Genomic DNA, 25546 nt, shown 5'->3' on the forward strand with positions numbered 1-25546 from the left:
CTACCTCAAGACCGCCGCTATTTTCGTAGCGGTTCCCTTCTGACGTTTCCAGGCGCTGTAAATATCCTTATCCCACGCCTTGCCCGCTTTCGTCTGATAACCTGCTTCATTGAGCCGTTCAGCGATAATGCGCCCGTTGTCGAATCCTTCCTGTATCGTGGCAGCCACTATCTGAATCACGGCAGCTTCATTGTACAGGCGAGGAGGTATGCCCTGTTTACCGCCCGCCAGAGCAGCAGCCGCTGTTTCCATGCGCTCAACCAATGACAGAATCCGGTGATCGGGATTACTTTCTGGCCGGCCTAACTTCTGCCGCACAGCGTCTATCAGCCATGCTGTTTTGTCAGTGCCGGATTCACTCACGGCGGAGGTGAAGGACTCAACTAATTCGGCAGGAATACGGAAGGTTACAGACAGGGACTTGCTCATTATGACCACCAGCATGAGGGAGACAGAACGATACTTTAGCACTGTAAGACAGTGTAAGACAGTGTAAGACAATAAGTGTGCATCTGTATTCCTATCTGCAACATATGTTCGTAATGAGTGAACTATATTCTCGTAATGCATGAAAAACATAAAGCTAGCTATGCTAGGAAGATTGCCTACTTTAAGCATATTGCATTGTAAAAAACCATTGGCTGTGTCTGCTAGTTAAAGTAAAACTCATATGAGGTTTACTAAACACTTATGTGAGGGAGAAAACAATGTACTTATTCGCGCCACTGGAAAGGCACTACGACAAAGGTTTTGGTGCTATGGGGGATAGTTTTCAAGATGCTGCTACTGTATTGAAAAATCAGCATAATCGTGGGAATCTTAATGGCCATCTTCCAATCTGCTATCTTTTCCGGCACTCCATTGAACTATTTTTGAAGGGGGCAATCATCATTGTGCATCAGGGGTTGAGGATATCTTATGGAGAAGAACCCTGCACAAGTGAGCCGAAGATATCTGACGGCAAGAAGCTTAAGTCAATCTATGCCATCCATGACATAAATACGTTATATAAATATTTATCTAGGCTTGTCCTTGAAAAAAAAGCAGAAATTTTTGAGGTAACGGAGTCTTCCTGGGAGTTCGATGATGATATTGACTCAAAAATCAAACGATTAACGGAAATAGACCCACTTAGTTCTTACTTCAGATATCCAACCAATAAGATCACTACTTTTGAGAATGAAAAGTCTGCATTTAAAGAGACCTCGGTTGAAGCAGTTATGGCGTTAGCAAAAAAAAATAACGAACCAATGAAAACAATCAAAGCAATGCTTGCGCCTGGCCAGGATACACAGATTTTTATTCACGACGATTCATTCACGGAGGAGGCAATGAGTCTGCTCTCTGAGGTTGCTGAGTATATATCAACCTACCATTTTTATTTGATGCGTACATTTGCTGGTGATGGTCTCGATAAAAACAACTGAGCCCTTCATTTCCTGTGAGACTCCCAGCACAAAGCCAGTGACCTTGAAATGAAGGCGACCTGTTACAGTCGGGTAAATTCACCGCCTATGGCATCGAGCTTGCCACCAGTGTCCGGTGTAACCTGAGTCATTCCCGGCAGGCCATAGCGGGAGCAAACGCACCAGGTTTTACCTGCCGTCCTGTATTCCCGCTGTTCGTAGCTGGCGACCTTTTCTAACAGTCCATCTCTGACCATTGATTCCAACGTCCGGCGGGTGGATTCAATCTGATGGCGGTTATCACTGGTAGAGTATTCATGAAGCAGATAAGCCAGACCGGTAACATCAAACGGCGGCGGCCCTATCTCACGAGTTACCCACTCACGGTAATCCTGATCACAGTAACTGAGTATCTCTTTTTTACGGGCAGTCATTCGCATAGTGGGGGATTCCTTATTGTAGGTAACCAGTATCATACAATAAGAGTGCTGATGATATGAGTATGACCAGAGATTGAGGAGGGCGCTTAGCCTGCTTATTTCGTGAAACATCCACCACAAAAAGGGCACGGAAAATTATTTGGGGGTATATTTGGGGGTATCTGGTGTTTATGAAACTTATTAAGTTCATTATATACAGTTATTTAACTGTTTTTATTGAATCCTATAGGGGCCATCTTTTCTTCTGCTAGTGTCTCCTAAAGTCTACGAATACCTCCTGATCCCTTGCCAGTATTGGTTACTACATCCAGCGTTGTATCTGTTTGTCTATTGAAAGCTACACTCGATTGGGGGCATTGTCCCGTTCAATCAATTACGATGCCCCCACATGAAGCTAAATGCCCGTCAAATCGACTTTGCTAAGCCGAAAGAGAAAGCCTATAAACTGGCTGATGGAGCTGGTTTATATCTCGAAATTTTCCCCAGCGGCAGCAAAAGAAAAGCGCGTTGTGTTCGGGCTTTATCCCGCCATATCTCTTGCGGAGGCGAGGAGTAAGCGCGAAGAGGCCAAAAAGATACTGGCAGCAAATTGCTGACAGCTTAGTTAACAATCAAAATATTCCAATTTAGGAATGATTTCGATGTCGAAGCACCTTGTTAAGATGTTCGTTTGTTTAATGTACCCTCATCGTCACGCAGTAGGAGCGGTTTTATTGACGATATTTGCTTCCAAGGGCGAGAAAATGTTCCGCTCTAATGAGCTTTGCCTTCCAGCCAGGCTATAGCAATTTTAGTGATCACCCGAAGGCGTTTCTCTCAGATCATTGGCATTTACTCAATGCACGAAACATTGGTGGCTGTCATTGACAGCGAAGTTACAAAACTGAATCTACGGCAATGAAATTTATTTTTTATTATTTCATGTGGGTAATGTGTGTTTGGTTTATAACTATCTGATATTAATTGTTTTTTAACATTATGATAAACTTGTTAAGTTTTATAAATTATTGGAAGTGAGGTTTTTTATCAATGAAGGATGTTTTCGCAAGCTTAGGGTTGACAATACCACAAGCTATAGCAGCAGTGCCAATTTTTATTACACTTGCTAGCTTGATGTTTAAATTAATAAAAGTACCATTTAAAATGATTGATATTATATCAGTTAATAAATACGTATCTTTACCGGTTAAAGATAAGGCGGAAGCCATGCGCATTATTTATGAAGGTGAAGTTAAGGATAAATCTATACGCTATATTAATGAATTAAAGCTTGCAGAGTATGGCCTACACTATCCCATCCTAACATTAAGAGTGATGTTCGACTACTTACATTCTGAAAGGTTGCTTTCTGTAAGCTCCAGGGCTAATGATTTCTTAAAATATCACAAAGTATTTTTCATTGATGGGAGTAATAACCCACATCTTTCAAAGAAAGGAATGAGTATAACTGTATTTATGTTATCAATGCTCATGATTATATCAATTGGTGGGTTTATTATAGGAATTAAAGCGTTAATTGAAACGCTACATAAATCACCGGATGTTGCATCTGTCATCCAGTTGGTAATATATATCCTTTCTGAGATTCTATTCGTAGTAATGACCCTTACAATGCTCACAGAGTTATCGTCTGTATATCAAGCCACCTCATTTGCAAAAAAATTGAGAGGGTACAATTCTGAAGAGATTTTTAAAAAATATAAAGAGGGTTTAAAATAGCTTTGTATGTTGCCTTTGAACAGGGAGTGTGTGTTTTAAAATCTCCCTGTTCATATAAGAAAATAATATTATTTTTTATTTATTTTCTGCCATTTTTCATATCATTAAACAGAAGTGTATAACAAAATTTTTTGGGGCATAATAGGGGGCGCTTATGGTTATTGAACTTGAATTTATTGATTGATTTCATGTTATTATTGATTATTATCGAATCTTGTAGGGTGCGCCATTTACTTTCAATAACTTACGCAACCTAAAGCCTGCCTGATTTACTCCCTGTATCGTATTTGTAACGTTAGCCCCTGAAATGCTATTAATTTGCTTTGCGTGACCGCTAAAACGCCCGGACGACTCCGGAGTTTCCGTCATAAACTCGCAGCCTTACCCTCTGACAACCCCCCGGAATCGCCCCCTGCAACTTGACAGTGTATGAATCGTTATACCATAAACACGATGGGCTGCCACACATACGATCTGTGACTTATAAGGCACGAAAAATCAGTAACACAATCAGCTTTTACGGTGGATCGCTTACCTTACTCCCTTAAGAACTATGTTTCTGATTTTTTTTTTTATAAAATTCATGCCAGTCAGCGACCCTATGAAAACCAAGCGTTATTTTAAAAAGGTAACGTTACGTTTAATCGTGCCGGTGGAGAGGTGGAGAGGTGGAGGGTAGCACATGCAGATGACCTGACGGGTGCTCGCCGTTACGGAAAGATATGCCAGCGGTGCCAAAGGAAACGAGCAGAGTTCGTCAGGCGGGCTATAGTAGAGAAGATGGCTCGTGACACTGACCGCATTTAAGTACCACAATCATGCGGTTGCTCGTCTTTCCGTAAGATTTGAGTAGTTCAGGCAGTTCAGAGAACTCACCCGAAAGGGGGATTAATGGGGCGCTGTCATCAGAATCATAATGCCTGAATTTAATTGACAACCCACTGATATAACTATAAAAAAGACAGTATGGCGATAAGAGGTTTCTCTGTATGACTTTCTATGGAATAGAATATTTGCAAGTACAGTCCGGTATTAATGATTACCTGAAGTATATTGTAATCTTTAGTGCGTTGTCTTTGTTGATTATATTTTTCATTTTGTATATGCACCATCGTTTACAGACGAAATATCGTGATTTAACTATTATTGTATTTTTATTTCTTATTTTTATTTCCGGTGTTCAGTATGAGGACTACTCAAATAGTCAAAATTTACACTCGGCATCCTCACAAATGGTCAGTTTTGTTAAGCAATTGGCAAAAGAAAATAATGTCAACGAAAATGATGTTTTTTCAAGCTCAATACAGTTAACAGACGGGGTAGTGGTTAAAATAAAAGATAACTACTACGTAGTGAACTTAAGCCCGGACCAGAATACTTACAGATTAGTAAGTGTCGGACTTATAAACCCAAACATCACCATTAAGAAATAACAAGGATAAGAAATGTACACGCCAATTATAATAAAATTAGGGCTAGGTATTTTATGCCTTGTTCTGCAAATAAACCTGATGGGGAAGGGGAATCTGGCACCCTCTTCTGCCACTGATCAGATTCAAAATTATGTCCTGGGTGGCATAATTGGCGGGGTTATTTACAATGAATCGATCTCAGTCTTACAGTTTGTTTTAGTGTTAGTGATCTGGACACTCCTTGTTTTTATCCTTAAATTTCTGAAAGAAAACAATCGACTGGTGAAGCGTATAATTGATGGGAAACCCATTAATTTGGTACATAATGGCAAGGTCGATGTAAAAGAGTGTCTTCGGAATGGTGTTTCTGCTCATGACTTAATGTTTAAATTAAGAGCGAATGGCGTTTATGAGGTCGAGCAGTTAAAACGTGTTGTACTTGAGCAAAATGGGCAATTAACCATTATACAAAATGGCGATGAAAATATCAGATATCCGATAATAGTTGACGGCCTGGCAAACTATGATTTACTTGAAGTGATTAATAAGGATGAAAACTGGCTGGAAGAAAAAGTTCTGGAGCAAGGGTTCAATAAAATTAGTGAGGTTTACTTAGGTGAGTATTTGTCCGGCAGGATTAAGCTCTATGGTTATAACAGGTAGTCGGTAGGTCGGAGAGTGAACGGTCTGATAAAGAATATCATTGATAAAAATACTCTTCATGGTCTGGATATTTATCTGCCGGAGAGATGACTGGTCTTTATTCCGGCAGTCCTTGAACACTACTAACATAACGTTGATGTAATAGTCTTTGTTTTATCTTCACCTGGCACTTTCTTTGACTAAAAGCGACTGATTGTTATTCCGAAGGCAGGCATGTAAATAATGAAAGTGATATTAGTTCGGCACGCGGAAACGGAGTGGAATACCAGGGGGATTATTCAGGGACGGGAAGATAGTGCGTTGACCAAACATGGTCAGTGCCAAACGGCAGCATTATTGCAAGCATTTGCAGAAAATGGTTACGAGGCAGAGAGTGTTTACGCATCTCCGCTCGGCCGCACCTGGAATATGGGACAAGTATTGGCTGAGCATTTTCGTTGTTCTCTGGTGGCTGAAGCAACCCTGAAAGAACAAGCGTTTGGTCAGCTTGAAGGCATGTCAGCAGAACAATTTAAAAAAAATCACCAGGATGAAGCCAATGCGTTATTTGAACTTGATGCTGAGTATTGTCCTCCGGGCGGGGAATCTCTTACACAGGCCAGCAGGAGAATTATTGATTTTTTAATTAATCTCGAAAAATCTGGCCATTATAACGCTGTATGTATTGTGTCTCATGGGCACGTCAGTCAGGGTGTTCTTGCAAGTCTATGCGATGGTAACATTGACCAATTCGCCAGATACGCACACCCTAACGCGAGTTACTCAGTTTTCGATATAAAAAACGGGAGATGTGAAACCATCAGATGGGGTATTGCTACACATTTACGTCACTTAAAATAGTTAAAGTAAATGAAATAAATATATTAAATATGATATGAAGTTTTCCCCAGGCAATAATAAAGGAACATCACAGAGTTATCGATAGTTACTTTTTTAGCTGGTGATGGAAGGCAATGGCATAGGTAATATTGCTTGCATTAGGAGGGGAGTGAGTTGGAGCAATGGGGAAAAACAGAAGGCGATTAATATGATGTTTTCTGTAATATTTGGATCCGATAGCACAGTTTTTTAAAATCGTTGTGGACTATTATTGGTTGCTGGTTAATTTTGGCTTTGAAAAATATTCTGATATTGTTAAATTTAAAGGTTCTGGTATTAAAGAGGTGCCTGTAAATTTAATTGATAGATATAAACAGATTGTCGGGAGTTTTCCGCAATGATGAAAAATATATTGATGTGTGCTTTTTTGTTCCTTCTTTCTGGTTGTGTTGGTGACAGAATCGATTTTCACAATGAAGGCGATGCTGCGGTAACTGAAAATTATATCTGCATAAAATCTTTCCCCGGAGATATTCTGGAGTATTACCTGTTAAGTTCATCTGCAGATAGGTATACAGTGCCTTTAGCTTATATGATGAAAGGTGTGCCTAAAAAATACCCTGACACCTGTATCCCTGTCAGTCTGAAAAAAAAGGCAGATTATGAATTAATCTACACGTTGAATGGTATAAATTATCACTTTGATTTTAGTATCGGCGATGACAAAAAAATAAAAAAAGGATAAATAACAAAGTTATCAGGTATTTCCCACGCTAAATCTGTAACGGGAAAGCAGACCACTTAACATCATCGGGGTGAAAATAACCTTGAGACTGATCAGTGCGATGCCCGGGTTATAATTTATAGGAAAAACGTATGCAGCATTTTTTCTTCACCCAGCGTAAATATTAAAAAATCACTCTCTTTGAAGGTGTTATTTTTGATCAGTTGTTGTTTCAATAAACTGAACTTTTTTGTGTCGGTGAAGAAGAGGGCTGTGACATAATCTGAATCCATCAAATTCTGTTGTTCAGAAAGCCGTACAACCTCCTGGTAGCAACCCGTTTCCTTGTCTCCTGTTCGTTGTATTAACATACATTCTGTCAGTAAATAGGTTCGGACAGGTTTTTTACTATAGAGCTCCTTAAGAAATTCAATGCCTTCTTTATAGTGATTTTCTCCTATCAGACTGTTTGTATACATTAAAAGAATTACTATGTTTTCGGGGTGTTTTTTACGGATTGCGTTAATTTCTGAAAGGATTTTTTTACTCCGGGCGGGGCCCGACATCGCTAACTTTCCAACTAAAGAGGCTACCTCGTTTACAGGGTTATCTTCGATAGAAACAGGTTCGGGGTAAGAACTTGTATAGCCGGACAGAAAGAAAAAAAGTGTCACTGCCCGGAGAAGGAATAATATTTTTTTCATACTATAACTTCCTGAATTTATTCAGTGAAATATAGTGCGTTGCTTTCTTAGGAACCGGAATAACTGAACCCGTATACCCTGTATTTAAAACGTATCCGTTTTCTATTTTTAAAACTGGCTGGATGTTTTTACTTGTTTTTAAAGTAAAACGGGCTCCCCCGATAAGAATTTCATCCTGTGTGAGAGCAAAACACCTCTCTCTGGCATCCAAAACATATTTTTTATTATCGATATTATTTTCGACTGTGCACCAGGGATTAATTACACCTGAACCATATGCCCTGGCTGCATTACATAACATTGATGCGGATAAAAATATAACTCTTTCTTCTTTACTATCGTTTTCAGTGACATTCAAAAGCAATGTATAAGATGCATGTAAAGCACCGACCCCTTCCAGGGCCAGATAGCCAGGTGTCGTGAACCTGAACGATTATGTTGTCATTTTATCCTCCATGATAAAATCAACCAACCCGACGCCATTCCCGTAACCGTTATCCTCTGCAACGCCAGATCTATTTTTATGAATCTATATTGATTCGCTCATTATGTAAACACAACCCTGTCAGGGTGTTGGTTATTATTAATAAATTTTAATAGGTTAAATGATTCGCTCCGAATGAAAGTAGCTGTCATCCAGTCTTGCCAGCATGTCCAAAATATCACTCTTTCTGTCCGGATTTGCTCTGTGTGGTGTCCGGACGGTTTGTTATAAAGACATCATGTTTTTCACTGTTGATGATACCTATGGAATTGATGACCTGGTTTTATTTTGCGTCGGCGTGTCTTGGTCTGGCGGCAACACCCGGACCTAATGCACTATTGGTTATGTCCCACAGTGTCCGCTTTGGTCCCGGCCGGACTTTATATACTATTGCCGGGGGCTGTCTGGCATTTACCGGCCTGATGGCTGTGTCCGTTTTTGGTATCGGTGCGTTACTGAAGGTCTGGCCCTCTCTGCTTTCTTATATCCGATACGCCGGCGGGTTATACCTTATTTACCTTGGGATCCGGCAGTGGCGATCACCTTCTGTCCGGATCGAGGAAGCAACGCTACAGGGGCCGTCCACGGGAAGGCGCATACTCTTTTTACAGGGTTTTTTCTCAGCAGGCTCGAACCCGAAGGTCTTTCTGTTTTTTGGGGCTTTTCTTTCCCGGTTCCTGAACCCGGATAAGAGTATTCTGCTGCAGTTTGTGCTGATGGCGGCCACCTTTGTACTGGCCGAATTTATGGGTGAAATGACCGTCTGTCTTATTGCCTCCCGTATGCGTCACTTTATTCAACGTTCCGGCAGACAATTCAGTTACGTGTGCGGTAGTCTGTTCGCCGTTATCGGGGTGATTGTGATGTTACATCCGTAAGGGAGATCTCCACCTCATGCTGAAGACCACGACGGAGCCCACCATGGTTCACCCTGTGAACTTTATCTTATTACTGATGCCCGGCTTTTCGTTACTTTCCCTCGGTGGCTTTCTGGATAAGTTACGCTTTTCCGGTGAGCCGGAGACCTTTGATAAGAAAAATTATTGTCACTGGCATCTGACCACTCTGAAAGGGGAACCGGTGACGGCAAGTTGCGGAGTCAGGATCACGCCTGATATCAGCCTGCAGGAATTTGACCCGAGCCCCATAAACTGTGATTATCTGTTGATTTTCGGGGGCTGCGCGCCGGCCAGGGTGATGGCTGAGGCGCCTCATTATATTCCTCTGATCCGTCGTTACTCCCGCCGGAAAATCACGATGGTCAGTATCGATAACGCCGCGTTTTTGTTTGCCGCGGCAGGAGTTACCGGGAAAAAGATGGTCGTTCACTGGCGTCATGCCCATGAGTTCAGGGAGTTATTTCCGGCAATTCCGCTGGATACTCATTGCCATGTTTTGCGAGATGATAAAGTGACTTGTTGTCCGGGCGGAAGCGCAACGATTGAGCTGGCCGCCGTATTACTTGAACGCAAGCTCACCCATTTACAGGCGATAAAAGGCCTATCCGATATGTTGGTCAGTGGGTTTCCATCACCTGAGGACAGTAACTGGTCGCGTTCTGAGCTGAATGCGTATCCGGAGGAGATCATCAACGCGATAGTCGTTATGCGTCAGCATATTGCCGACCGGTTAGCGGCAGAAGATATCGCCGGCAAAGCCGGTATTTCCCGCCGTCATCTTGACCGGCTTTTTATCCGGCATGTCGGTAAAAGTGTAGCGATCAGCTACCGGGACATGAAGCTGGCACTCGCTCGCTGGCTGCTGGAAAATACCGCGCTTCCGCTGGAGAGGGTTGCCCGTGATTCCGGTTTCAGTGACCGCGGACAATTAAGTCGTCTGTTTTCACGTCAGGCCGGGATGCCCCCCGGGCAGTGGCGGGCAAAGATCAGAGAGAGTCACCGCAAGAGGTGATAACCCGCCCGGGCGCGGTAACCCCGTCCCCGGGCGGTATCAGTCGATAGATGTCTGAGGCAATAGTTCATCTAAGGATTGGACCGGTCCGGGTGAATTCTTGTCACTTCGAAGACAATCCCAGGACATGGCATCCTCCGTGCAGTAATCCCCCAGGCACTGCAGTGCAAGATCATTTTCAATCAGGCTGATCGGTACCCAGACATAAGGAACATCCCGCAGGGCATTAGGCACGGTTGAGCCGCATAACGAACAGAAATCGTTACGGTAACCGGTCGTCTTTTGCCAGGCGACAATATTCTCTTCCCCGCCCTCCAGGACAAACTCCGACGCAGGAATTAAGGTCGCCAGATTATGGCCCACACCGGTCTGTTTACGGCATAACGAACAGTGACAACGATAAAAGTTTTTGGGTGCAGTTTGCAGGGTGAAGCGTACCGTGCCACAAAGGCAGGATCCTTTAACCATGATTTCCTCCTGTACATTTTATTTTATAAGGGGTGTACCACATTGCCCGGAAAGCAGAAAGCAGAAGGGCTTCAATCGCAAGGGGATTCGCCTGTGGCCTCTGCTTTCTCCGGTTAAGCGACTCATTCTAAGCCCTGCAGAAGTCCCGGAGCTGCAATCAAAAACAGTCACCGGCAGAAGGACATCCAGGATTCCATCGCAGGGGGGATTCGCCGGTGGCCTCTGCTTTCTCCGGTTAAGCGGCTTATTCTAAGCCCGGCAGAAGGCCCGGAGCTGCAATCAAAAACCGTCACCAGCAGAAGGGCGTTAGGCCTCCATCGCAGGGGGAGCCGTTGGTGGCCTCTGCTTTCTCCGGTTAAGCGACTCATTCTAACCCCGGCAGAAGTCCCGGAGTTGCAATCAAAAACCGTCACCAGCAGGAGGGCGTCAGGGCCTCCATCGCAGGGGGAGCCGTTGGTGGCTTCTGTTTACTCCGGTGTAGCGGCTCATTCTAAGCCCGGCAGAAGTCCCGGAGCTGCAATCAAAAACCGTCACCAGCAGGAGGGCGTCAGGGCCTCCATCGCAGGGGGAGCCGTTGGTGGTTTCTGTTTACTCCGTTGAAGCGACCGATTCCAGGCCCGACTGAGTTCGCCGGGATACCGGCAGGGAAAGGGCAGACCGGGAGGCTGAAAGAACGCAGACCGCCGTGTACCGGGATACCGGACTGAAAAAATCTGATATGGATGCGCATCATGACTATCGGGATCAATAAACAGTAGATATATTTGAGATATAAACTCAATTGTATTGTTCGGTTGTTGCAGACAATACGACGAGTTCCCATTCCCGGTTTTCTGCGGGGAAGTAAAGAGGAGCCGTCACCGTCAACCCTTCAGGGTTTATCATCGGGAGCAGGAGGTGTGACGTTCCGGCACTTTTACTCCCTGGTACTTCTGTGGAAAAAGGACAAGCGTATGTTGGAAATCAAAAGTAATCGTCAGGTTATCCTTCGCACGACGTTGCTCGGCGGGTTTATCAGTTCATTAGTGAAATGGGGTTCTGAGGTGAATATGCCTCCCCGGGTGGCCGGTGAAATTTCTCCCCCGGCCGCGAATATCGATAGCTGGCTGGGCTGGGCGGGGATCAATTCGCATTCGCTGGATTATCTTTATCAGGGCACTATGGTGTCGGGAGCGGTGACGCTGTATCACTGGTTGTTCAGCTTTATTTTTGCCTTTGTCTATGTAGCCATCTCGGCCCTGTCCCCGAAAATCCGCCTGTGGTATGGCGCGCTCTACGGCATTGTTATCACGGTGGTCATGCACGGTTTTCTGATCCCGTTACTGGGTTTTCGCTACCCGGTGTACGCCTCCGGCGCAAAAGGGTGGTTATGGAATCTGAATGGCTATGAATTATGGAGTGAAGTTCTCGGTCATATTTACTGGTCAGTTTCTATCGAACTGTGTCTGATCGTTGTGCTCGCTCAGCTATCCCGGCCTTTAAAAGGGAACTGGGTAAAATAAGTCTTTCCGCCAGATCCCCTGCCGGCGATCGCAGGGGATCCGTGGCCGGCAATAGTAATGATGTTCAGCAGTTCTATGAGGGCAGTCCCTGGTCCCTGCGGGGAAATGGCGGCTAATCCTGTAATATAAACCGGTAACCGATACCACTTTCCGTCAGTAAATGACGGGGACGGGCAGGGTCGGCTTCCAGTTTCTGGCGCAGATGGCCCATATAAATTCGCAGGTAGTGATTGCTTTCTACAGCGTTCGGCCCCCAAACCTGGCTGAGTAACTGGTAGCGGGTCAGAACCTTCCCCTGATTGTTCAGCAGCACGGCCAGTAAACGAAACTCAATGGGGGTGAGATGAATATGTTCTCCCTGTTTTTTGACCACTCTGGCAGCCAGGTCGACCGTTACCTGAGAAAACGCAAACACCGCATTCACCGGCGTGGACTGACACATCCGGCGCTGCAGTACCCGTAGCCGCGCCAGAAACTCCCCCATACCAAAGGGCTTACACAGGTAATCATCCGCGCCGTTATCCAGCGCGGTAATTTTATCCTGTTCCTCACTGCGGGCAGACAGGACCAGGACAGGGGCAATGCTCCACTGGCGGAACTCGCGAATAAAACCAATACCATCACCGTCCGGTAGCCCCAGGTCGAGGATCACCAGGTCAGGCTTCCGGGTCGCAGCCTCGATCAGCCCGCGTTGCAGGGTTTCTGCGTCAAAGACACGAAAGGACTCTGCTTCCAGCGCCAGTCGCAGAAAGCGACGGATCTCTTTTTCATCTTCAATGATCAGGACATTCATCACGGTAGTCTACTCCAGGTCTTCCAGTTGTGGCGGTGCGGGTTGTGGCAGCACAATACAAACGTCGGCACCGCCCTGCGGCTGATTACTCGCCTGAATCGTCCCCTGATGCAGAGTGACGATGGCCTGGCAAATGGCGAGTCCCAGCCCGATGCCGGGAATGGCGGACTCTTTGGTACCGCGGGCGAATTTCTCAAAAATAAGCGTTTCCTGCCCGGCCGGGATCCCGGGTCCATTGTCCAGCACATGAAAAACTAACTGACCGGGGGTGACCCGGGCCCGCAGGGTAATGGAGGCCTGTTCGCCGGCATACTTCACCGCATTCTCCAGCAGATTAATGAATATCCGTTCCGTTAAGGCGGCATCAAGAAAAACCAGTGCCATCGGTTCTTTAATGTCCAGCGTCACTCGCCCGGTATTCCCCTCAGAATCAAAGGCGTTCAGTATACTGCCCGCCAGCTCCTGTAATGTCATCCACTCCTGATTCAGGGTGGAGCCGCCGGACTGATACCGTGCCATATCCAGCAGATTATTGACCAGCCGGATAGTGCTGATAATCTGCCGTCGTATGCGGATAGCCTGTTCTGTGTGCGCAGATTTTTCATGATTCAGATCCAGGGCCAGGATCTCTGCCTGAGCGAATAAAACCGTCAGCGGAGTGCGAAGATCATGAGACAGTGCGGCAAGGAAAGTATTTCGTAACTGTTCCCGTTCATTGCGGATACGAGTCTGTTGTTCACTTTGCAATAATGCGTGCCGTTCCATGGCACCGGCAATCAGCATAAGAAAAGTATCGAGTAATCGTTGTTGTTCCGGCAGCGTAATCTGCCGGAGCCGGAGGGGTTCAATCACTAACAGCCCCAAAACGTTACCACTGCTGACCAGCGGCAGGATCCGGTAGGGTACCCCGGGCAGGGTATCGGTGCCCGCACCGGCCGGGAGGGCATGTTCAAAACTCCAGCGGGCAATCGCGGTATCTACCGGCGTCATCGCCGCCGGAGGAGTAAGGGCGGTGAGTTGACCGTTTTCATCGGGCATCAGTATCTGGCAGGCCGCATTAAAAGTGGAGCGGATATAGGTCTCACTGCACCGGACCAGCGCCGTAACATCCCGCCCGTCCGCCAGTGCTCTGGACATCTCGTACAACTGCCGGGTGCGTTGTTCCCGGTAGCGGGCAATTTTGGCCTGATAACGTACGCCTGCGGTCAGATGACCAATCAGCAGGCCGACGGTCAGCATCACGCCAAACGTCAGCAGATACTGGATATTGGAAACCGCCAGAGACCCGCGGGGGGCGATAAAAAACAGGTCAAAACTGATGACATTCAGCAGGCTGGCGACCACTGCCGGCCTTCGTCCGTAAAAGAGCGCCACAATCACCACGTTGAGCAGATACAGCATCGCCAGATTGGCATCGTCAAATGCCGGTAACCAGCGTGTGGCGATAAAAGACGTACACAGACAGAGTATCAGTGCCAGCAGGCAGCCGCGGAGGGGATGTTGCCAGCGCTGCGCGGTGTCCCGATCGGGGGCCGTCGGTTTAGGCGCTTCGGCGAACGGCGTCCCGCGGGGAATAAGGATAACCTCAAGCTCCGGTGCATGCTTTATCAGTGTATCGGCCAGCGTCGGAAAGGGCAGCCAGCGCCCCTGTCGCCGGCCAAGTATCACTTTGCCCAGCCGGTGTTCGTGGGCGTAACGGATTATCGCCTGACAGCGTTGCGGATCTGACAGGGTCGCCGTACCGGCCCCCAGCTGGCTTGCCAGCCGTAAAGCATTAACCATTTTCCGGCGCTGATGTTCTGCCTGTTTAGCAAACCCGGTGGATTCGGTATAGATGGTATGCCAGCGACAACCCAGTCTGGCCGCCAGTCTGGCGGCCGTACGGATCAGTTTTTCGCTGCCTTTCCCGGCATCCAGACAGAGCAAAATACCGTCCTGGGGATAGAGATCATTGCCGTCAGCGGCAGCTTCCTGCAGCAGACGTTTTTGCTCATCAACCCGATCCGCCGCCCGGCGCAATGCCAGTTCACGCAGAGCAATCAGATTCCCTTCGCGGAAAAAATGTTCGATGGCTCGTTCGGCCTGCGCCGGAATATACACCTTTCCATCGCGTAAACGTTGCAGGAGATCGCCGACCGTCAGATCCACCAGCACGATTTCGTCGGCCGTATCAAACACGGGATCAGGCAGGGTTTCGCGCACCCGGATACCGGTGATCGCAGAGACCACATCGTTCAGGCTTTCCAGATGCTGAACATTGAGCGTGGTCAGAACATCGATACCTGCCTCAAGCAACTCGTTCACATCCTGCCACCGTTTAGGATGACGGCTGCCGGGAGGATTACTGCAGGCCAGCTCATCCATCAGTATCAGCGCCGGATGTCTGGCCAGCGCAGCATCAGGATCAAAGCCGGTCAGGACCTTTCCGCGATGGATATGCCGGGCCGGGGGCAACTGCGGCAGGCTCTCCAGTAATCCGGCCGTCTCCTGACGGCCGTGTGTTTCCACCACACCACAGAGCACGTCCAGCCCGTCGTGGTAAAGGCGCTGAGCCTCTTCCAGCATGGCAAAGGTTTTACCTGTCCCGGCACAGGCGCCGAAGAAAATTTTCAGTTTCCCGCGACGTTTTAATTCCGGTTGCCGCAGCAACTGGTCCGGGTCCGGACGAAGAGGTTCAGGCATAAGTGTCCTTTATCGGCGGGGCAGGGTGCTCAAGGCCATATTCAGTTGTGTGACATTAACATAGGTTGGCCCGAGAAACTCAGGCCAGGGATGGACGGTATTCCGCTCGACCAGTGTCTGCAGTTGCTGTTCAGTGAGTCCCCGGGCCCTGGCAACGTCCGGCAGTTGCCAGGCAATGGCGGCGGGGGAGACGCCATTATCCAGCCCGCTCGCCGAAGCGGTTAACAGGTCGACAGGGACCGGCCCGGCAGCATGGGGGTCCTGCGCCTGCAGTGCCCTGGCACGGGCTGCTATCTGAGCGGTCAGGGCCGGACTGGCTACCGACAGATTACTGCCACCGGAAGCCAGTGCATTATAAGGAGTACCGGCGGTGGCTGAAGGACGGGAATGGAAATAATCCCTTCCGGTAAAAGCCTGGCCCAGCAGCGCAGAGCCCCGTGTTTCGCCGTTCAGCGTTAACAGCGACCCTCCGGCCTGCCAGGGGAACCACCATTGTCCTATCAATGTGGTCAACAGAGGGTAAGCCCCTCCGGTAAGCAGGGTGAGAAAAGCGAGTAAAACCAGTGCGGGCCGTAGTTGTGACATCGGGAGTTCCTCACAGAAGATGCGCAGAAGTTAATAATAAATCGATAATTTTGATGCCGGCGAAGGGAACCAGTAGCCCCCCGAGGCCATAAATCCACAGATTGCGTCGGAGCATGGCCTCGGCCCCCATCGGCCGGTAGGGCACCCCTTTCAGCGCCAGCGGGATCAGCCCCGGGATAACCACGGCATTAAAGATCACTGCGCTCAGGATCGCGGAGTCCGGTGAATGCAGGTGCATAATATTCAGTGCGTTCAGTTGCGGGTAACTGGCCGCAAAAGCGGCAGGGATAATGGCAAAATATTTCGCCATATCGTTGGCGACACTGAAGGTCGTCAGTGACCCCCGGGTCATCAGCATCTGCTTACCGATGTGCACAACTTCAATCAGTTTGGTGGGATTGGAGTCCAGGTCGACCATGTTGCCGGCTTCTTTTGCCGCACTGGTGCCGGAATTCATGGCGACGGCGACGTCAGCCTGGGCCAGCGCCGGCGCATCATTTGTCCCGTCACCGGTCATAGCGACCAGTCGTCCTTCATTCTGATACTGGCGGATTAAGGCCAGCTTGGCTTCCGGTGTCGCTTCGGCAAGAAAATCATCCACCCCGGCTTCTGCGGCAATGGCGGCTGCGGTCAGCCGGTTATCCCCGGTGATCATCACTGTGCGGATCCCCATGGCCCGCAGGGTCGCAAAGCGTTGGCGGATACCGCCTTTAACAATATCCTTCAGTGCGACGACGCCCAGTACCCGGGTGCCTTCCGCGACCACTAATGGTGTTTCTCCCCGCCTGGCGATATCTTCCACTATCCGGGTGACCTCTCCGGTAAAGACATCTCCTGCGGCTTCGACATACCGGCGAATCGCGTCTGCGGAGCCTTTACGGATGATACGTTCACCGGTATTTATGCCACTCATCCGGTTGCGGGCAGAAAACGGAACAAAAGTCGCCTCACTGATATCCCGTTCACGCAGGTTAAAACGCTGCTTTGCCAGCACCACAATACTGCGTCCTTCCGGGGTTTCATCCGCCAGGGAAGATAACTGCGCGGCATCGGCCAGCTGTTGCTCATCAATTCCACTGACAGGGATAAATTCAGAGGCCTGACGGTTACCCAGGGTGATGGTGCCGGTTTTATCCAGCAGCAGTACATCCACATCCCCGGCGGCTTCTACGGCCCTGCCGCTGGTGGCGATAACATTGGCCTCAAGCATCCGGCTCATCCCTGCCACCCCAATCGCGGAAAGTAATCCGCCAATGGTCGTCGGGATCAGGCAGACCAGCAACGCTATCAGAACCGGCAAGGAGACGGCATGGCCGCTATAGGCAGAAAATGGCCAGAGAGTCGCGGTAACCATCAGAAAGATAATACTGAGCGCGGTCAGCAGCAGGGTCAGGGCAACTTCATTCGGCGTTTTGCGGCGTTTGGCGTTTTCCACCATGCCAATCATCCGGTCCAGAAAAGTTTCGCCGGGGTTTGCGGTACAGCGGATCACCAGCCAGTCAGAAAGGATACGGGTGCCGCCGGTGACAGAAGCGAAATCCCCCCCGGACTCGCGGATGACCGGTGCAGACTCACCGGTAATAGCACTTTCATCGACAGAGGCCCCCCCCTCAATCACCTCCCCGTCACAGGGGATCACCTCACCGGCTCTGGCCAGCACAACATCGCCTTTACGCAGGTCCGGGGCTGACAGTTCGACCGCAGCACTCCCGTAGTGTGGTTGTGCCAGTTTCCTCGCGGTGACACTTTTTCGTGTACCGCGCAACGCTTTCGCCTGAGCCTGACTTCTTCCTTCCGCCAGAGCCTCGGCAAAGTTAGCAAACAGCAGGGTCAGCCACAGCCAGCCGGCAAGCATGGCCGGAAAGTCGCCATTACCGGCAAGCTTACCGGATAACATACCCGCAGCCATCGCGGTGGTGATCATGCTGCCGACCCAGACGATAAACATCACCGGATTACGCCACTGAATGTGCGGGCTAAGTTTCAGAAACGCTGAGATCACTGCCTGACGCAGCAGCCCGGGTTCAGAAAAAATGACCGATTTTGTACTCATTAGACTCTCCGCCTGACTCAGTGTAAGGACAAATGTTCAGCAACCGGCCCCAGAGCCAGTGCAGGGATAAACGTCAGGGCTGCCATCAGTAACAGGGTTCCGATAAGCAAGCCGGTAAACAACGGGCCGTGGGATGCCAGGGTTCCGGGGCCGGTGGCCTGCCTTTTTTTACAGACCAAAGAACCGGCGATAGCCATCACCGGCGCGAGGGTCGCGAAACGGCCGATAAACATGCACACCCCCAGAAGCGTGTTCCAGAAAGGCGTCGTGGCGTTCAGCCCGGAGAATGCACTGCCGTTATTGTTAGCGACGGAGGAAAAGGCATACAGGATCTCACTGAACCCGTGGGGACCCGGGTTCAGTATCGCGGCCTGCCCCTCGCCGCTCAGCAGTACCAGTGCCGTCCCGGACAGGGCTACCACCGGACTGACCAGCAGGGCCAGCACAATCATTTTCATTTCTGAACTTTCTATTTTTTTACCCAGATATTCCGGGGTGCGGCCGATCATCAATCCGGCGACGAAGACCGCCAGCAGAACAAACAACAACATGCCGTACAGCCCCGAACCGGCACCACCGAAAATAACTTCCCCCGTCTGTATCAGCCACAGAGGGATCATCCCGCCGAGGGCAGTGAAGGAATCCAGCATGGCATTTACCGCTCCGCTGGAGGTTGCTGTGGTTATCACGGCAAACAGGCTGCTGCTGAGAATACCAAAGCGACTCTCTTTGCCTTCCATATTGCTTGCCAGAGCGGCTCCGTGAGAGAGCAGTTCCGGGTTACCCGACCCTTCCGCCCGTATCACCACGACAGCACAAAGTACGAAGATCACGGTCATTGCCTGCAGCAGCGTTTTGCCCTGGCGAAGATCACCGACCACCTTACCAAAGGTAAAGCAGAGCGCTGCCGGAATAAGCAGCATCGACAACATCTGGACAAAATTAGTTAAAGCGGTAGGGTTTTCAAACGGATGTGCTGAACTGGCGTTGAAAAAGCCCCCTCCGTTGGTGCCGAGTAATTTGATGGCTTCCTGTGAGGCTACCGGCCCCATCGGCATCCACTGTCTGATGCCTTCCAGAGAGGTAAACTGCCGGTAGGGGGCAAGGTTCTGGATGACGCCTTGCCAGATCAGAAACAGGGCGAAAATCAGCGAGAGGGGGACTAACAGATACACAGTGATTCGGGTGATATCCTGCCAGGCGTTGCCCAGCGTTCCGACGCCCTGACGGGAAAATGCCCGCATTAAAGCAAAGGCCACGGCGATGCCGGTCGCGGCAGAAAGAAAGTTCTGCACGGTCAACCCCGCCATCTGGCTAAAGTAGCTCAGGGTACTTTCACCGGCATAGGCCTGCCAGTTGGTGTTAGTCACAAAGCTGATGGCGGTATTCAGGGCCAGATCGAGGGAGAGCCCCGGAAAATGCTGCGGATTCAGCGGCAGATACGTCTGCAACATCAGGATCGCTGTCAGCAGGCCTGTGCCGGCAAGTGTCAGAGTAAGGATAGCCAGCAGATAGTTCCGCCAGCTCATCTCACTATTGCTCACCCCGGCGAGTTTCCACAGATAACTTTCCACCGTGATAACCGGCCCGGGTAAACGGTTTTCCACCAGACAAGCGATAAATCCGCCCAGCGGTCTGGCCAGCACCATCAGCACAATAAGCAGAGAGGCCAGCAGAAAAAATGCGGATGTGGTCATTAAAACTCCTCCGCATTCAGCAAGGCATACACCAGGTATCCCAGCAAACCAACAACCAGCACGATGCCGGCGATAACAGCGCTATTCATCGACTTTCTCCGTGAATGAGTGATCGGCGGAGAGTCTAGGGATTCCGGTGAAAAAATAGGGTAAAAAAGCACGGGTAAAGGTGTAAAAAAAAGATAAAAACCGCCCCCGGGAGTCGAAAAAACAGTCAATTAGCTGACTTATTCTGTTTATCTGCCAGGATTAAATCATCACTGAGGGCGAGACTCTATCTGAGGCCTGAACACCAGGTGACCTGACCGAATAAGGAGAACGGCAGTATGCTTAATCGCAATGCACTATTTCTTAATACCATCCTGCTGGGGGGGACGACGGCGCAAAAGTTAGAGGCGGTGGCTGATGCGGGTTTTGCGCAAGCAGAACTGTGGCAGCAGGATGTGCAGGAGACCGGGGGGGATACGGAAGGGATCCGGCACCACCTCAGTTCGCTGGGTATCTCATTGACGGATTACCAGGTACTGCTGGATTTTGATGGTGCTGCGGATGTACATCGGGAAATTAAACGTCAGCAGGCGCTGGAAATCCTCGATACCGCCGTCAAAGTGGGGGCAGATACGGTACTGGTGCCAGCCAATACCGAACGCGGATGTTTGCCGGACAAAATAGTCAGTGACCTGCAATGGCTCACTGAGCAGGCTGTCGGGAGAAATCTGCGTATTGCTTATGAGGCGATGTGCTGGAGCACCTGTGTTAATACCACCCCTGAAGCTCTGAAGATTATTAATGAGGTCGACTCCCCGGCATTAGGCTTAGTGATCGATGCTTTTCATATTTTTGCTCTGCAGCGTACGGTGGCTGACCTGGCGGAGATTCCGGCAGAAAAAATATTTCTGGTGCAGTTATCAGATGTCAGTGATATTCCGGATAAACAGCAACTGATTGATATTGCAAGGCATCAACGCTTACTGCCCGGTGACGGGGTCTTCCCGTTACAGCAACTGCTGGCCTGTCTGCGGGAAAAGCAGTATCAGGGCCCTCTGGGGCTGGAAGTGTTTAATGACGAACTTAAGAAACAACCGCCGGCGGATGTGGCCCGGCAGGCGATGGCCGCATTACGCCGCCTGATTGTCTGAGGCGTCGCCCCTGTTTCCCTGGCAGACCTGATCCGTGTTAAAACGGTCATCAGCCCGTGCAGAAATCAGCACGTCACACTGACTGAAGTAAATACCGGAGAAGGGGGTTGTGATGTGGATACAGAAAGAAATCAGGCTGAAGCCGCGCCAGCGCGGTTTTCATTTGATCACTCATGAAATCGAAAATGCATTGAGCGACATCCGCTGGCCAGCGGTCGGTCTGCTGCATCTGTTTATTAAACATACTTCGGCATCACTGACCATTAATGAAAATGCGGACCCTACCGTGCGGGGCGATTTTGAACGTTTTTTCAATCATGCCGTGCCGGAAAATGCTCCGTTTTATCAGCATACCTATGAAGGCAGCGATGATATGCCGGCTCATCTGAAAAGCAGCCTGCTGGGCGCTGAACTGACGGTCCCGGTGTCCGGCAGACAGCTGAACCTGGGAACCTGGCAGGGGATCTATCTGTGTGAGCATCGTGATCATGGTGGCAGCCGGACACTGGTGCTGACATTACAGGGTTCGGACGACTGATCTCCCGGGGCGTCTCTTTCCCCGCAGCCTTTCTGTGGGTGACTACCATTAACGGGGCGACAGCGCCTGTCTTCGTACTGCTCCGCAGTTAACACTCAGGGAAATCAGACAGTGTAGCGGGCAGTCGCGCTGCCGGTAAATGATGCCATTCACGGGGCGAAGAGTGTCTTCGTACTGTTCCTTAGTTAACGTTCAGGGAAATCAAAAGGTATAGCGAATAGTCGCGCTGTGGTAAACGATGCCATTAACGGGGCAACAGCGCCTGCCTTCGTGCGGGTTTGCGGTTAACCGGGAGGGAAATCAAAAGGTGTAGCGGGCAGTCACGCTGTCGGTAAGCGATGCCATTCACGGGGGCGCAGAGCGTCTTCGCATTGTTCCACAGATAGCGTTCAGGGAAATCAGACAGGGTAGCGGTGAGTTATTTTTTAGCGGAGATGATTTTCAGGGGCGCTGGCCGGTGAATAAGCCGACCGATGGCGGAACGGGGAGAGCAGATTACCGCTATCCCCGGAAATAACTTAATGATCCGCCGGGGCAGGGTGGGCAGGTTTTTCAGGCAGAGGTAATACCTCCACTTTGACCTGATAGTTTCCAGCTGCGGTCTGAGGCACCTGAGCGACCAGGTTTTTCAGGGTTTCTGCCGGAGTCGTGGTGGTTTCAGTGGCAGCGTACAGTGGCATCGGACGCGGTGGCATCATGCCATGCTTGTGCGGACCGAAGGCGTCCGGGTGCGGATCTGCCTGACCTTGCGGAGCAGCGGATGCCAGCGCAGAAACCAGAAGCAGGGGGGCTGAAAGATAAATCGCGAACTGTTTCATAATCAACTCCTGAGTGTAAATTCACAGACAGCATCGTGAATTATTCCCCGCGTCTCAATCACATTTGCGGGACGTTTACGCAATTTTCATTATCCAGACAGTTATTGCTGAAACACGGTTTTCTGACACACTCAGAGACAGAAATACAATAAAAGTGTCCGGACCGCACAGTTTCAGCGTCATCCTGCAGGCACATCCGTCACTTGCCCGGAGTCTCTGGAGTTGTTATACAGAGAGTCTTACCCGTGTAAGCCGATAACTCTCCCTGCCGGGACGCCATAACAGGTACTATTTTGAAAAAGCAGACACTTTTACGCAGCGGATTTCCCCTCACGGCCCTGATCCTGTCGCTCTCAGTGCTTTCTCCGGCATTACCGGCAAAGACGGTCACCGATGATGCCGGCCACCGGGTGGAGATACCTGATACCGCCAACCGTATTGCGGATGGCTGGTTCGCACACCATTCCTTACTGATGACGCTGGGAGCAGGGGATCGTATTGTCGCGACAGTCAATCATCCCCGGGATCGGCCCTGGATGTTTAAAATACAGCCGTCACTGAATCAGGCATTACAGACCCCCGGACATGCGTTTTCCAGCGAGGCGCTGGTTTTGCGCCATGTGGATGTGGTCTTCGTGCCGGAGAATGACCCGGCCGCCAACAGTTACCGGCAGGCGGGTATTCCTGTTGTGATGATGGGTTTTACAGATTTTCCATCAATGGAACGTTCACTGCAGACGACTGCCGAAGTCGTGGGTACGCCGCTGGCGCTTCAAAGAGCGGCAGAATATAACCGCTACCTTAACCAACAGATCGCGGTCATTGGTCAAAGAACCCGCACGCTGACCGCGCAGCAACGGCCGACAGTTTTACATATTCAGTCCCTGCACCCGTTGAAGGTGGATGGCAGAAATACACTGATCAATACCTGGATCACATTGGCCGGCGGACGCAATGTCGCAGAAAGCGTCGATGGTAATATGAAAGAGATCACGCCGGAACAGGTGCTGGCATGGCAACCGGATTATATTATTCTCGATGCCGGTGCTGGCACCCTTGCGCAGTCACCTTACCGGGATCTGTTCAGTCAGTTACGGGCGGTAAAACTGAATCACGTCGTCCGTAACCCTTCCGGGGTCTTTCCCTGGGATCGTTACGGGACGGAGGTCGCCCTGCAGATCCCGTGGGCGGCGAGATTGTTCCACCCGGATCTGTTTCCTGAGATCAATATGATCCGTCAGACTCAGGATTTCTACCGGCAGTTCTTCAATTATCCGCTGACGGAGTCGCAGGCGAAACGGATCCTCTATGCTCAGCCTCCGGGCTGACCGGTGACGGCTCCGGTTCTGCGGAGCAGTTCATGCTCATGCCAGCGGGGTCGTCCAGCGCGTCGCTTTGATATCGACGACAAACCGGTATTTAATCTCCCCGGCCAGCATCCGGCGAAAAGCCTCTTCTATCGCTTCACCGGTGATAACTTCTACCTCTGCGGTGATCCCGTGTTGGCCACAAAACGCCAGCATATCGCGGGTCTCTGCAATGCTGCCAATCGAGGTGCCGGAAATACTTAACCGGCGGAAAACCATCGGGGTGATTTCCGGCCCCGGGTGCGGTGTATCCGGAATTCCCACCAGTACCAGTTGACCATTGGTTTTCAGTGTCCGGAGATAAGGGTCCAGAGAATGGGGTGCGGCCACACAGTCCAGTATCAGGTCCAACTGTTGCGCGCAGCCGGCCATTTGTTGCGGATCACCGGAGATGACGACATTGCAGGCACCGAGACGTCGTGCATCTTCACCTTTTGCCGGAGAGGTGGTGAATAATGTCACTTCAGCGCCCATAGCACTGGCAAGTTTGATCGCCATGTGTCCGAGTCCACCCAGCCCCACGACGCCGACTTTCTGTCCTGGTTGCAGATTGAAGTGTTTCAGTGGCGACCAGACGGTAACCCCGGCGCAAAGCAGGGGAGCCACGGCATGAAGCGGCAGATTTTCCGGGACGGGCACCACAAAATGCTGATCGACAATAATCTGTTCAGCATATCCGCCACGGGTGAGCTCTCCGGTATAGCGATCTATGCCGTTGTAGGTCGGAGTAAATCCCTGTTCACAATATTGTTCTTCCTGCTGATGGCAGAAATGGCAGTGCCCGCAGGCATCTACCATCACACCCACACCGACGATATCTCCGGGCCGGTGGCCGGTGACCGCCGAACCTGTTTCCAGTACCCGGCCGACGATTTCATGCCCGGGCACCAGCGGATAATGACTGGCTCCCCATTCATTCCTGGCCATATGTAAATCTGAATGGCAAACACCGCAATACAGAATATCAATACGGACATCGCCTTTCTGCAGAGGACGTAGTGAAGAGGTTCCACACTCCAGAGGGGCTTGCGGATTTCGGGCGATAATAGCGTTTATTTGCATAACAGACCTTTGTCAGGCTCTGACAAGCAGAGCAGTCACTAAAAGAGGGGGCACACTATAAATAGAAGGTTTCTGTATGGATAGCAGTTACCATATGGTGACCATAAAAAACGATGAGGTTAAAATGCCGGATTGGGTGGACGGAAAAGTCTATTTTTATGCAGATTCAGGGCCGCGCCGGCTGATGGATTTGTTCTCTGTAAAATGGAGCAGTATGGTGTTGCATGCACTCTGGCATTGGCCGGAAGGACGAGCCCGGCCAGGAGAGCTGCAACGCAGTCTGCAGGGAATTTCGAAGAAAATGTTATTGCAGACGCTCAAAGAGCTGGAAATCCGCGGACTGATCCATCGCCAGGTTTTTCAGGTGATCCCGCCTAAAGTGGAGTATTCACTCACCCCGCTGGGGAAAACCCTTGCAGGGCCGATTGAGCAACTCTATCAGTGGGGACTGGAGCACCGGCAGGCTTTGGATGAGATGTCAGAGAATAGACGAAAGCACACGGAGGCCAGCGCGTCCGGGGATTTGCGATAAACCGTATCAGAAGCAACGACTCACTGCC

The 25546-nt window shown here is 49.9% G+C and carries 26 protein-coding genes and 1 pseudogene; 14 read left to right on the forward strand and 13 right to left on the reverse strand.

The features are described 5' to 3' along the window. Positions 1-429, reverse strand: a complete 429-nt coding sequence (locus ABD035_RS12225; protein WP_343870523.1) for a hypothetical protein — start codon at positions 427-429, stop codon at positions 1-3. 278 nt (positions 430-707) lie between these two features. Here ABD035_RS12225 and ABD035_RS12230 point away from each other — a divergent pair, with 278 nt between their 5' ends. Continuing rightward, a complete protein-coding gene (locus tag ABD035_RS12230) occupies positions 708-1427 on the forward strand; it encodes a hypothetical protein (protein ID WP_343870525.1) in 720 nt (239 codons plus the stop codon). A gap of 62 nt (positions 1428-1489) precedes the next feature. Here the strand turns inward: ABD035_RS12230 and ABD035_RS12235 are convergent, their stop codons facing one another. Then, on the reverse strand, positions 1490-1846 hold the full coding sequence (locus ABD035_RS12235) for a hypothetical protein (RefSeq protein ID WP_343870527.1): 357 nt from the start codon (positions 1844-1846) through the stop codon (positions 1490-1492). 388 nt (positions 1847-2234) lie between these two features. Between ABD035_RS12235 and ABD035_RS12240 the strand changes: the two are divergent. The 6 genes and pseudogenes from ABD035_RS12240 to ABD035_RS12265 all read left to right on the forward strand — a co-directional run. Then, positions 2235-2430: pseudogene (locus tag ABD035_RS12240) on the forward strand (Arm DNA-binding domain-containing protein); the annotation flags it as partial. Positions 2431-2875: 445 nt separating this feature from the next. After that, positions 2876-3565 carry a hypothetical protein gene (locus ABD035_RS12245; protein ID WP_343870529.1) on the forward strand — a complete coding sequence of 230 codons (690 nt, stop codon included), beginning with the start codon at positions 2876-2878 and terminating at the stop codon, positions 3563-3565. Between the two features lie 989 nt (positions 3566-4554). After that, on the forward strand, positions 4555-4998 hold the full coding sequence (locus ABD035_RS12250) for a DUF3290 domain-containing protein (protein ID WP_343870531.1): 444 nt from the start codon (positions 4555-4557) through the stop codon (positions 4996-4998). A gap of 12 nt (positions 4999-5010) precedes the next feature. Beyond that, positions 5011-5640 (forward strand): DUF421 domain-containing protein, encoded by a 630-nt coding sequence (locus tag ABD035_RS12255; RefSeq protein WP_212714791.1) that lies wholly within the window; start codon positions 5011-5013, stop codon positions 5638-5640. A 222-nt stretch (positions 5641-5862) separates the two neighbouring features. Beyond that, positions 5863-6480, forward strand: a complete 618-nt coding sequence (locus ABD035_RS12260) for a histidine phosphatase family protein (protein WP_343870534.1) — start codon at positions 5863-5865, stop codon at positions 6478-6480. 376 nt (positions 6481-6856) lie between these two features. After that, complete coding sequence (locus ABD035_RS12265; protein ID WP_343870536.1) at positions 6857-7204, forward strand: putative T6SS immunity periplasmic lipoprotein; 348 nt, start codon at positions 6857-6859, stop codon at positions 7202-7204. Between the two features lie 116 nt (positions 7205-7320). Here ABD035_RS12265 and ABD035_RS12270 read toward each other — a convergent pair whose 3' ends face one another. Then, positions 7321-7887, reverse strand: coding sequence for a hypothetical protein (locus ABD035_RS12270; RefSeq protein WP_343870538.1), 567 nt, complete (start codon positions 7885-7887; stop codon positions 7321-7323). A 1-nt stretch (position 7888) separates the two neighbouring features. Further along, positions 7889-8251, reverse strand: coding sequence for a hypothetical protein (locus ABD035_RS12275; RefSeq protein WP_343870540.1), 363 nt, complete (start codon positions 8249-8251; stop codon positions 7889-7891). Between the two features lie 392 nt (positions 8252-8643). Here ABD035_RS12275 and ABD035_RS12280 point away from each other — a divergent pair, with 392 nt between their 5' ends. Together ABD035_RS12280 and ABD035_RS12285 are read left to right on the forward strand one after the other, a co-directional pair. Beyond that, the gene (locus tag ABD035_RS12280; RefSeq protein WP_343870542.1) at positions 8644-9249 is read left to right on the forward strand and encodes a LysE family translocator; all 606 of its coding nucleotides are present in this window, start codon (positions 8644-8646) and stop codon (positions 9247-9249) included. Between the two features lie 16 nt (positions 9250-9265). Further along, positions 9266-10282 (forward strand): GlxA family transcriptional regulator, encoded by a 1017-nt coding sequence (locus ABD035_RS12285; RefSeq protein ID WP_343870544.1) that lies wholly within the window; start codon positions 9266-9268, stop codon positions 10280-10282. 39 nt (positions 10283-10321) lie between these two features. On the opposite strand, the gene ABD035_RS12290 is transcribed toward ABD035_RS12285, so the two are convergent. After that, positions 10322-10750 carry a GFA family protein gene (locus ABD035_RS12290; protein ID WP_343870546.1) on the reverse strand — a complete coding sequence of 143 codons (429 nt, stop codon included), beginning with the start codon at positions 10748-10750 and terminating at the stop codon, positions 10322-10324. 953 nt (positions 10751-11703) lie between these two features. Between ABD035_RS12290 and ABD035_RS12295 the strand changes: the two genes are divergently transcribed. Beyond that, on the forward strand, positions 11704-12252 hold the full coding sequence (locus ABD035_RS12295) for a YagU family protein (RefSeq protein ID WP_343870548.1): 549 nt from the start codon (positions 11704-11706) through the stop codon (positions 12250-12252). Between the two features lie 112 nt (positions 12253-12364). Here the strand turns inward: ABD035_RS12295 and kdpE are convergent, their stop codons facing one another. The 6 genes from kdpE to kdpF are packed head-to-tail and all read right to left on the reverse strand — an operon-like array spanning position 12365 to position 20151. Continuing rightward, positions 12365-13048: a two-component system response regulator KdpE gene (gene kdpE, locus ABD035_RS12300; RefSeq protein ID WP_212714798.1), complete on the reverse strand. Its 684-nt coding sequence runs from the start codon at positions 13046-13048 to the stop codon at positions 12365-12367. Between the two features lie 6 nt (positions 13049-13054). Then, positions 13055-15727 carry a two-component system sensor histidine kinase KdpD gene (kdpD, locus tag ABD035_RS12305; protein WP_343870551.1) on the reverse strand — a complete coding sequence of 891 codons (2673 nt, stop codon included), beginning with the start codon at positions 15725-15727 and terminating at the stop codon, positions 13055-13057. Between the two features lie 9 nt (positions 15728-15736). Then, a complete protein-coding gene (kdpC, locus tag ABD035_RS12310; protein WP_343870553.1) occupies positions 15737-16312 on the reverse strand; it encodes a potassium-transporting ATPase subunit KdpC in 576 nt (191 codons plus the stop codon). Positions 16313-16322: 10 nt separating this feature from the next. After that, complete coding sequence (gene kdpB / locus ABD035_RS12315) at positions 16323-18365, reverse strand: potassium-transporting ATPase subunit KdpB (RefSeq protein ID WP_343870555.1); 2043 nt, start codon at positions 18363-18365, stop codon at positions 16323-16325. Between the two features lie 17 nt (positions 18366-18382). Next, positions 18383-20062, reverse strand: coding sequence for a potassium-transporting ATPase subunit KdpA (gene kdpA, locus ABD035_RS12320; protein ID WP_343870557.1), 1680 nt, complete (start codon positions 20060-20062; stop codon positions 18383-18385). Further along, positions 20062-20151 carry a K(+)-transporting ATPase subunit F gene (gene kdpF / locus ABD035_RS12325; protein WP_212714803.1) on the reverse strand — a complete coding sequence of 30 codons (90 nt, stop codon included), beginning with the start codon at positions 20149-20151 and terminating at the stop codon, positions 20062-20064. The genes kdpA and kdpF overlap by 1 nt, the downstream gene beginning before the upstream one ends. A 237-nt stretch (positions 20152-20388) precedes the next feature. Here kdpF and ABD035_RS12330 point away from each other — a divergent pair, with 237 nt between their 5' ends. Continuing rightward, positions 20389-21201 (forward strand): sugar phosphate isomerase/epimerase family protein, encoded by an 813-nt coding sequence (locus tag ABD035_RS12330; RefSeq protein WP_343870563.1) that lies wholly within the window; start codon positions 20389-20391, stop codon positions 21199-21201. 112 nt (positions 21202-21313) lie between these two features. Further along, on the forward strand, positions 21314-21739 hold the full coding sequence (locus ABD035_RS12335; RefSeq protein WP_343870565.1) for a secondary thiamine-phosphate synthase enzyme YjbQ: 426 nt from the start codon (positions 21314-21316) through the stop codon (positions 21737-21739). A 518-nt stretch (positions 21740-22257) separates the two neighbouring features. On the opposite strand, the gene ABD035_RS12340 is transcribed toward ABD035_RS12335, so the two are convergent. Next, positions 22258-22557 carry a hypothetical protein gene (locus ABD035_RS12340; protein ID WP_343870567.1) on the reverse strand — a complete coding sequence of 100 codons (300 nt, stop codon included), beginning with the start codon at positions 22555-22557 and terminating at the stop codon, positions 22258-22260. Between the two features lie 293 nt (positions 22558-22850). On the opposite strand from ABD035_RS12340, the gene ABD035_RS12345 reads away from it, so the two are divergent. Further along, positions 22851-23885, forward strand: a complete 1035-nt coding sequence (locus tag ABD035_RS12345; RefSeq protein ID WP_343870569.1) for an ABC transporter substrate-binding protein — start codon at positions 22851-22853, stop codon at positions 23883-23885. A 36-nt stretch (positions 23886-23921) separates the two neighbouring features. Here the strand turns inward: ABD035_RS12345 and ABD035_RS12350 are convergent, their stop codons facing one another. After that, positions 23922-24986: an NAD(P)-dependent alcohol dehydrogenase gene (locus tag ABD035_RS12350; RefSeq protein ID WP_343870571.1), complete on the reverse strand. Its 1065-nt coding sequence runs from the start codon at positions 24984-24986 to the stop codon at positions 23922-23924. 124 nt (positions 24987-25110) lie between these two features. Between ABD035_RS12350 and ABD035_RS12355 the strand changes: the two genes are divergently transcribed. Further along, positions 25111-25518, forward strand: coding sequence for a winged helix-turn-helix transcriptional regulator (locus tag ABD035_RS12355; protein ID WP_212714833.1), 408 nt, complete (start codon positions 25111-25113; stop codon positions 25516-25518). Positions 25519-25546 lie beyond the last annotated feature (28 nt).

The organism is Tatumella terrea, from assembly GCF_039523755.1.
In the GTDB taxonomy this organism is placed as follows: Bacteria; Pseudomonadota; Gammaproteobacteria; order Enterobacterales; family Enterobacteriaceae; genus Tatumella; species Tatumella terrea.

Excerpts from the sequence above, each read along its gene's own strand:
- ABD035_RS12245 (WP_343870529.1), top strand. The coding sequence starts at position 2,876 with ATGAAGGATGTTTTCGCAAGCTTAGGGTTGACAATACCACAAGCTATA.
- ABD035_RS12280 (WP_343870542.1), top strand. The coding sequence starts at position 8,644 with ATGACCTGGTTTTATTTTGCGTCGGCGTGTCTTGGTCTGGCGGCAACA.
- ABD035_RS12235 (WP_343870527.1), bottom strand. The coding sequence starts at position 1,846 with ATGCGAATGACTGCCCGTAAAAAAGAGATACTCAGTTACTGTGATCAG.
- ABD035_RS12260 (WP_343870534.1), top strand. The coding sequence starts at position 5,863 with ATGAAAGTGATATTAGTTCGGCACGCGGAAACGGAGTGGAATACCAGG.
- ABD035_RS12330 (WP_343870563.1), top strand. The coding sequence starts at position 20,389 with ATGCTTAATCGCAATGCACTATTTCTTAATACCATCCTGCTGGGGGGG.
- ABD035_RS12290 (WP_343870546.1), bottom strand. The coding sequence starts at position 10,750 with ATGGTTAAAGGATCCTGCCTTTGTGGCACGGTACGCTTCACCCTGCAA.
- ABD035_RS12285 (WP_343870544.1), top strand. The coding sequence starts at position 9,266 with ATGCTGAAGACCACGACGGAGCCCACCATGGTTCACCCTGTGAACTTT.
- kdpA (WP_343870557.1), bottom strand. The coding sequence starts at position 20,062 with ATGACCACATCCGCATTTTTTCTGCTGGCCTCTCTGCTTATTGTGCTG.
- ABD035_RS12350 (WP_343870571.1), bottom strand. The coding sequence starts at position 24,986 with ATGCAAATAAACGCTATTATCGCCCGAAATCCGCAAGCCCCTCTGGAG.
- kdpD (WP_343870551.1), bottom strand. The coding sequence starts at position 15,727 with ATGCCTGAACCTCTTCGTCCGGACCCGGACCAGTTGCTGCGGCAACCG.
- ABD035_RS12355 (WP_212714833.1), top strand. The coding sequence starts at position 25,111 with ATGCCGGATTGGGTGGACGGAAAAGTCTATTTTTATGCAGATTCAGGG.
- ABD035_RS12335 (WP_343870565.1), top strand. The coding sequence starts at position 21,314 with ATGTGGATACAGAAAGAAATCAGGCTGAAGCCGCGCCAGCGCGGTTTT.
- ABD035_RS12250 (WP_343870531.1), top strand. The coding sequence starts at position 4,555 with ATGACTTTCTATGGAATAGAATATTTGCAAGTACAGTCCGGTATTAAT.
- kdpF (WP_212714803.1), bottom strand. The coding sequence starts at position 20,151 with ATGAATAGCGCTGTTATCGCCGGCATCGTGCTGGTTGTTGGTTTGCTG.
- kdpB (WP_343870555.1), bottom strand. The coding sequence starts at position 18,365 with ATGAGTACAAAATCGGTCATTTTTTCTGAACCCGGGCTGCTGCGTCAG.
- kdpC (WP_343870553.1), bottom strand. The coding sequence starts at position 16,312 with ATGTCACAACTACGGCCCGCACTGGTTTTACTCGCTTTTCTCACCCTG.
- ABD035_RS12230 (WP_343870525.1), top strand. The coding sequence starts at position 708 with ATGTACTTATTCGCGCCACTGGAAAGGCACTACGACAAAGGTTTTGGT.
- ABD035_RS12225 (WP_343870523.1), bottom strand. The coding sequence starts at position 429 with ATGAGCAAGTCCCTGTCTGTAACCTTCCGTATTCCTGCCGAATTAGTT.
- ABD035_RS12340 (WP_343870567.1), bottom strand. The coding sequence starts at position 22,557 with ATGAAACAGTTCGCGATTTATCTTTCAGCCCCCCTGCTTCTGGTTTCT.
- ABD035_RS12270 (WP_343870538.1), bottom strand. The coding sequence starts at position 7,887 with ATGAAAAAAATATTATTCCTTCTCCGGGCAGTGACACTTTTTTTCTTT.
- ABD035_RS12255 (WP_212714791.1), top strand. The coding sequence starts at position 5,011 with ATGTACACGCCAATTATAATAAAATTAGGGCTAGGTATTTTATGCCTT.
- ABD035_RS12295 (WP_343870548.1), top strand. The coding sequence starts at position 11,704 with ATGTTGGAAATCAAAAGTAATCGTCAGGTTATCCTTCGCACGACGTTG.
- ABD035_RS12265 (WP_343870536.1), top strand. The coding sequence starts at position 6,857 with ATGATGAAAAATATATTGATGTGTGCTTTTTTGTTCCTTCTTTCTGGT.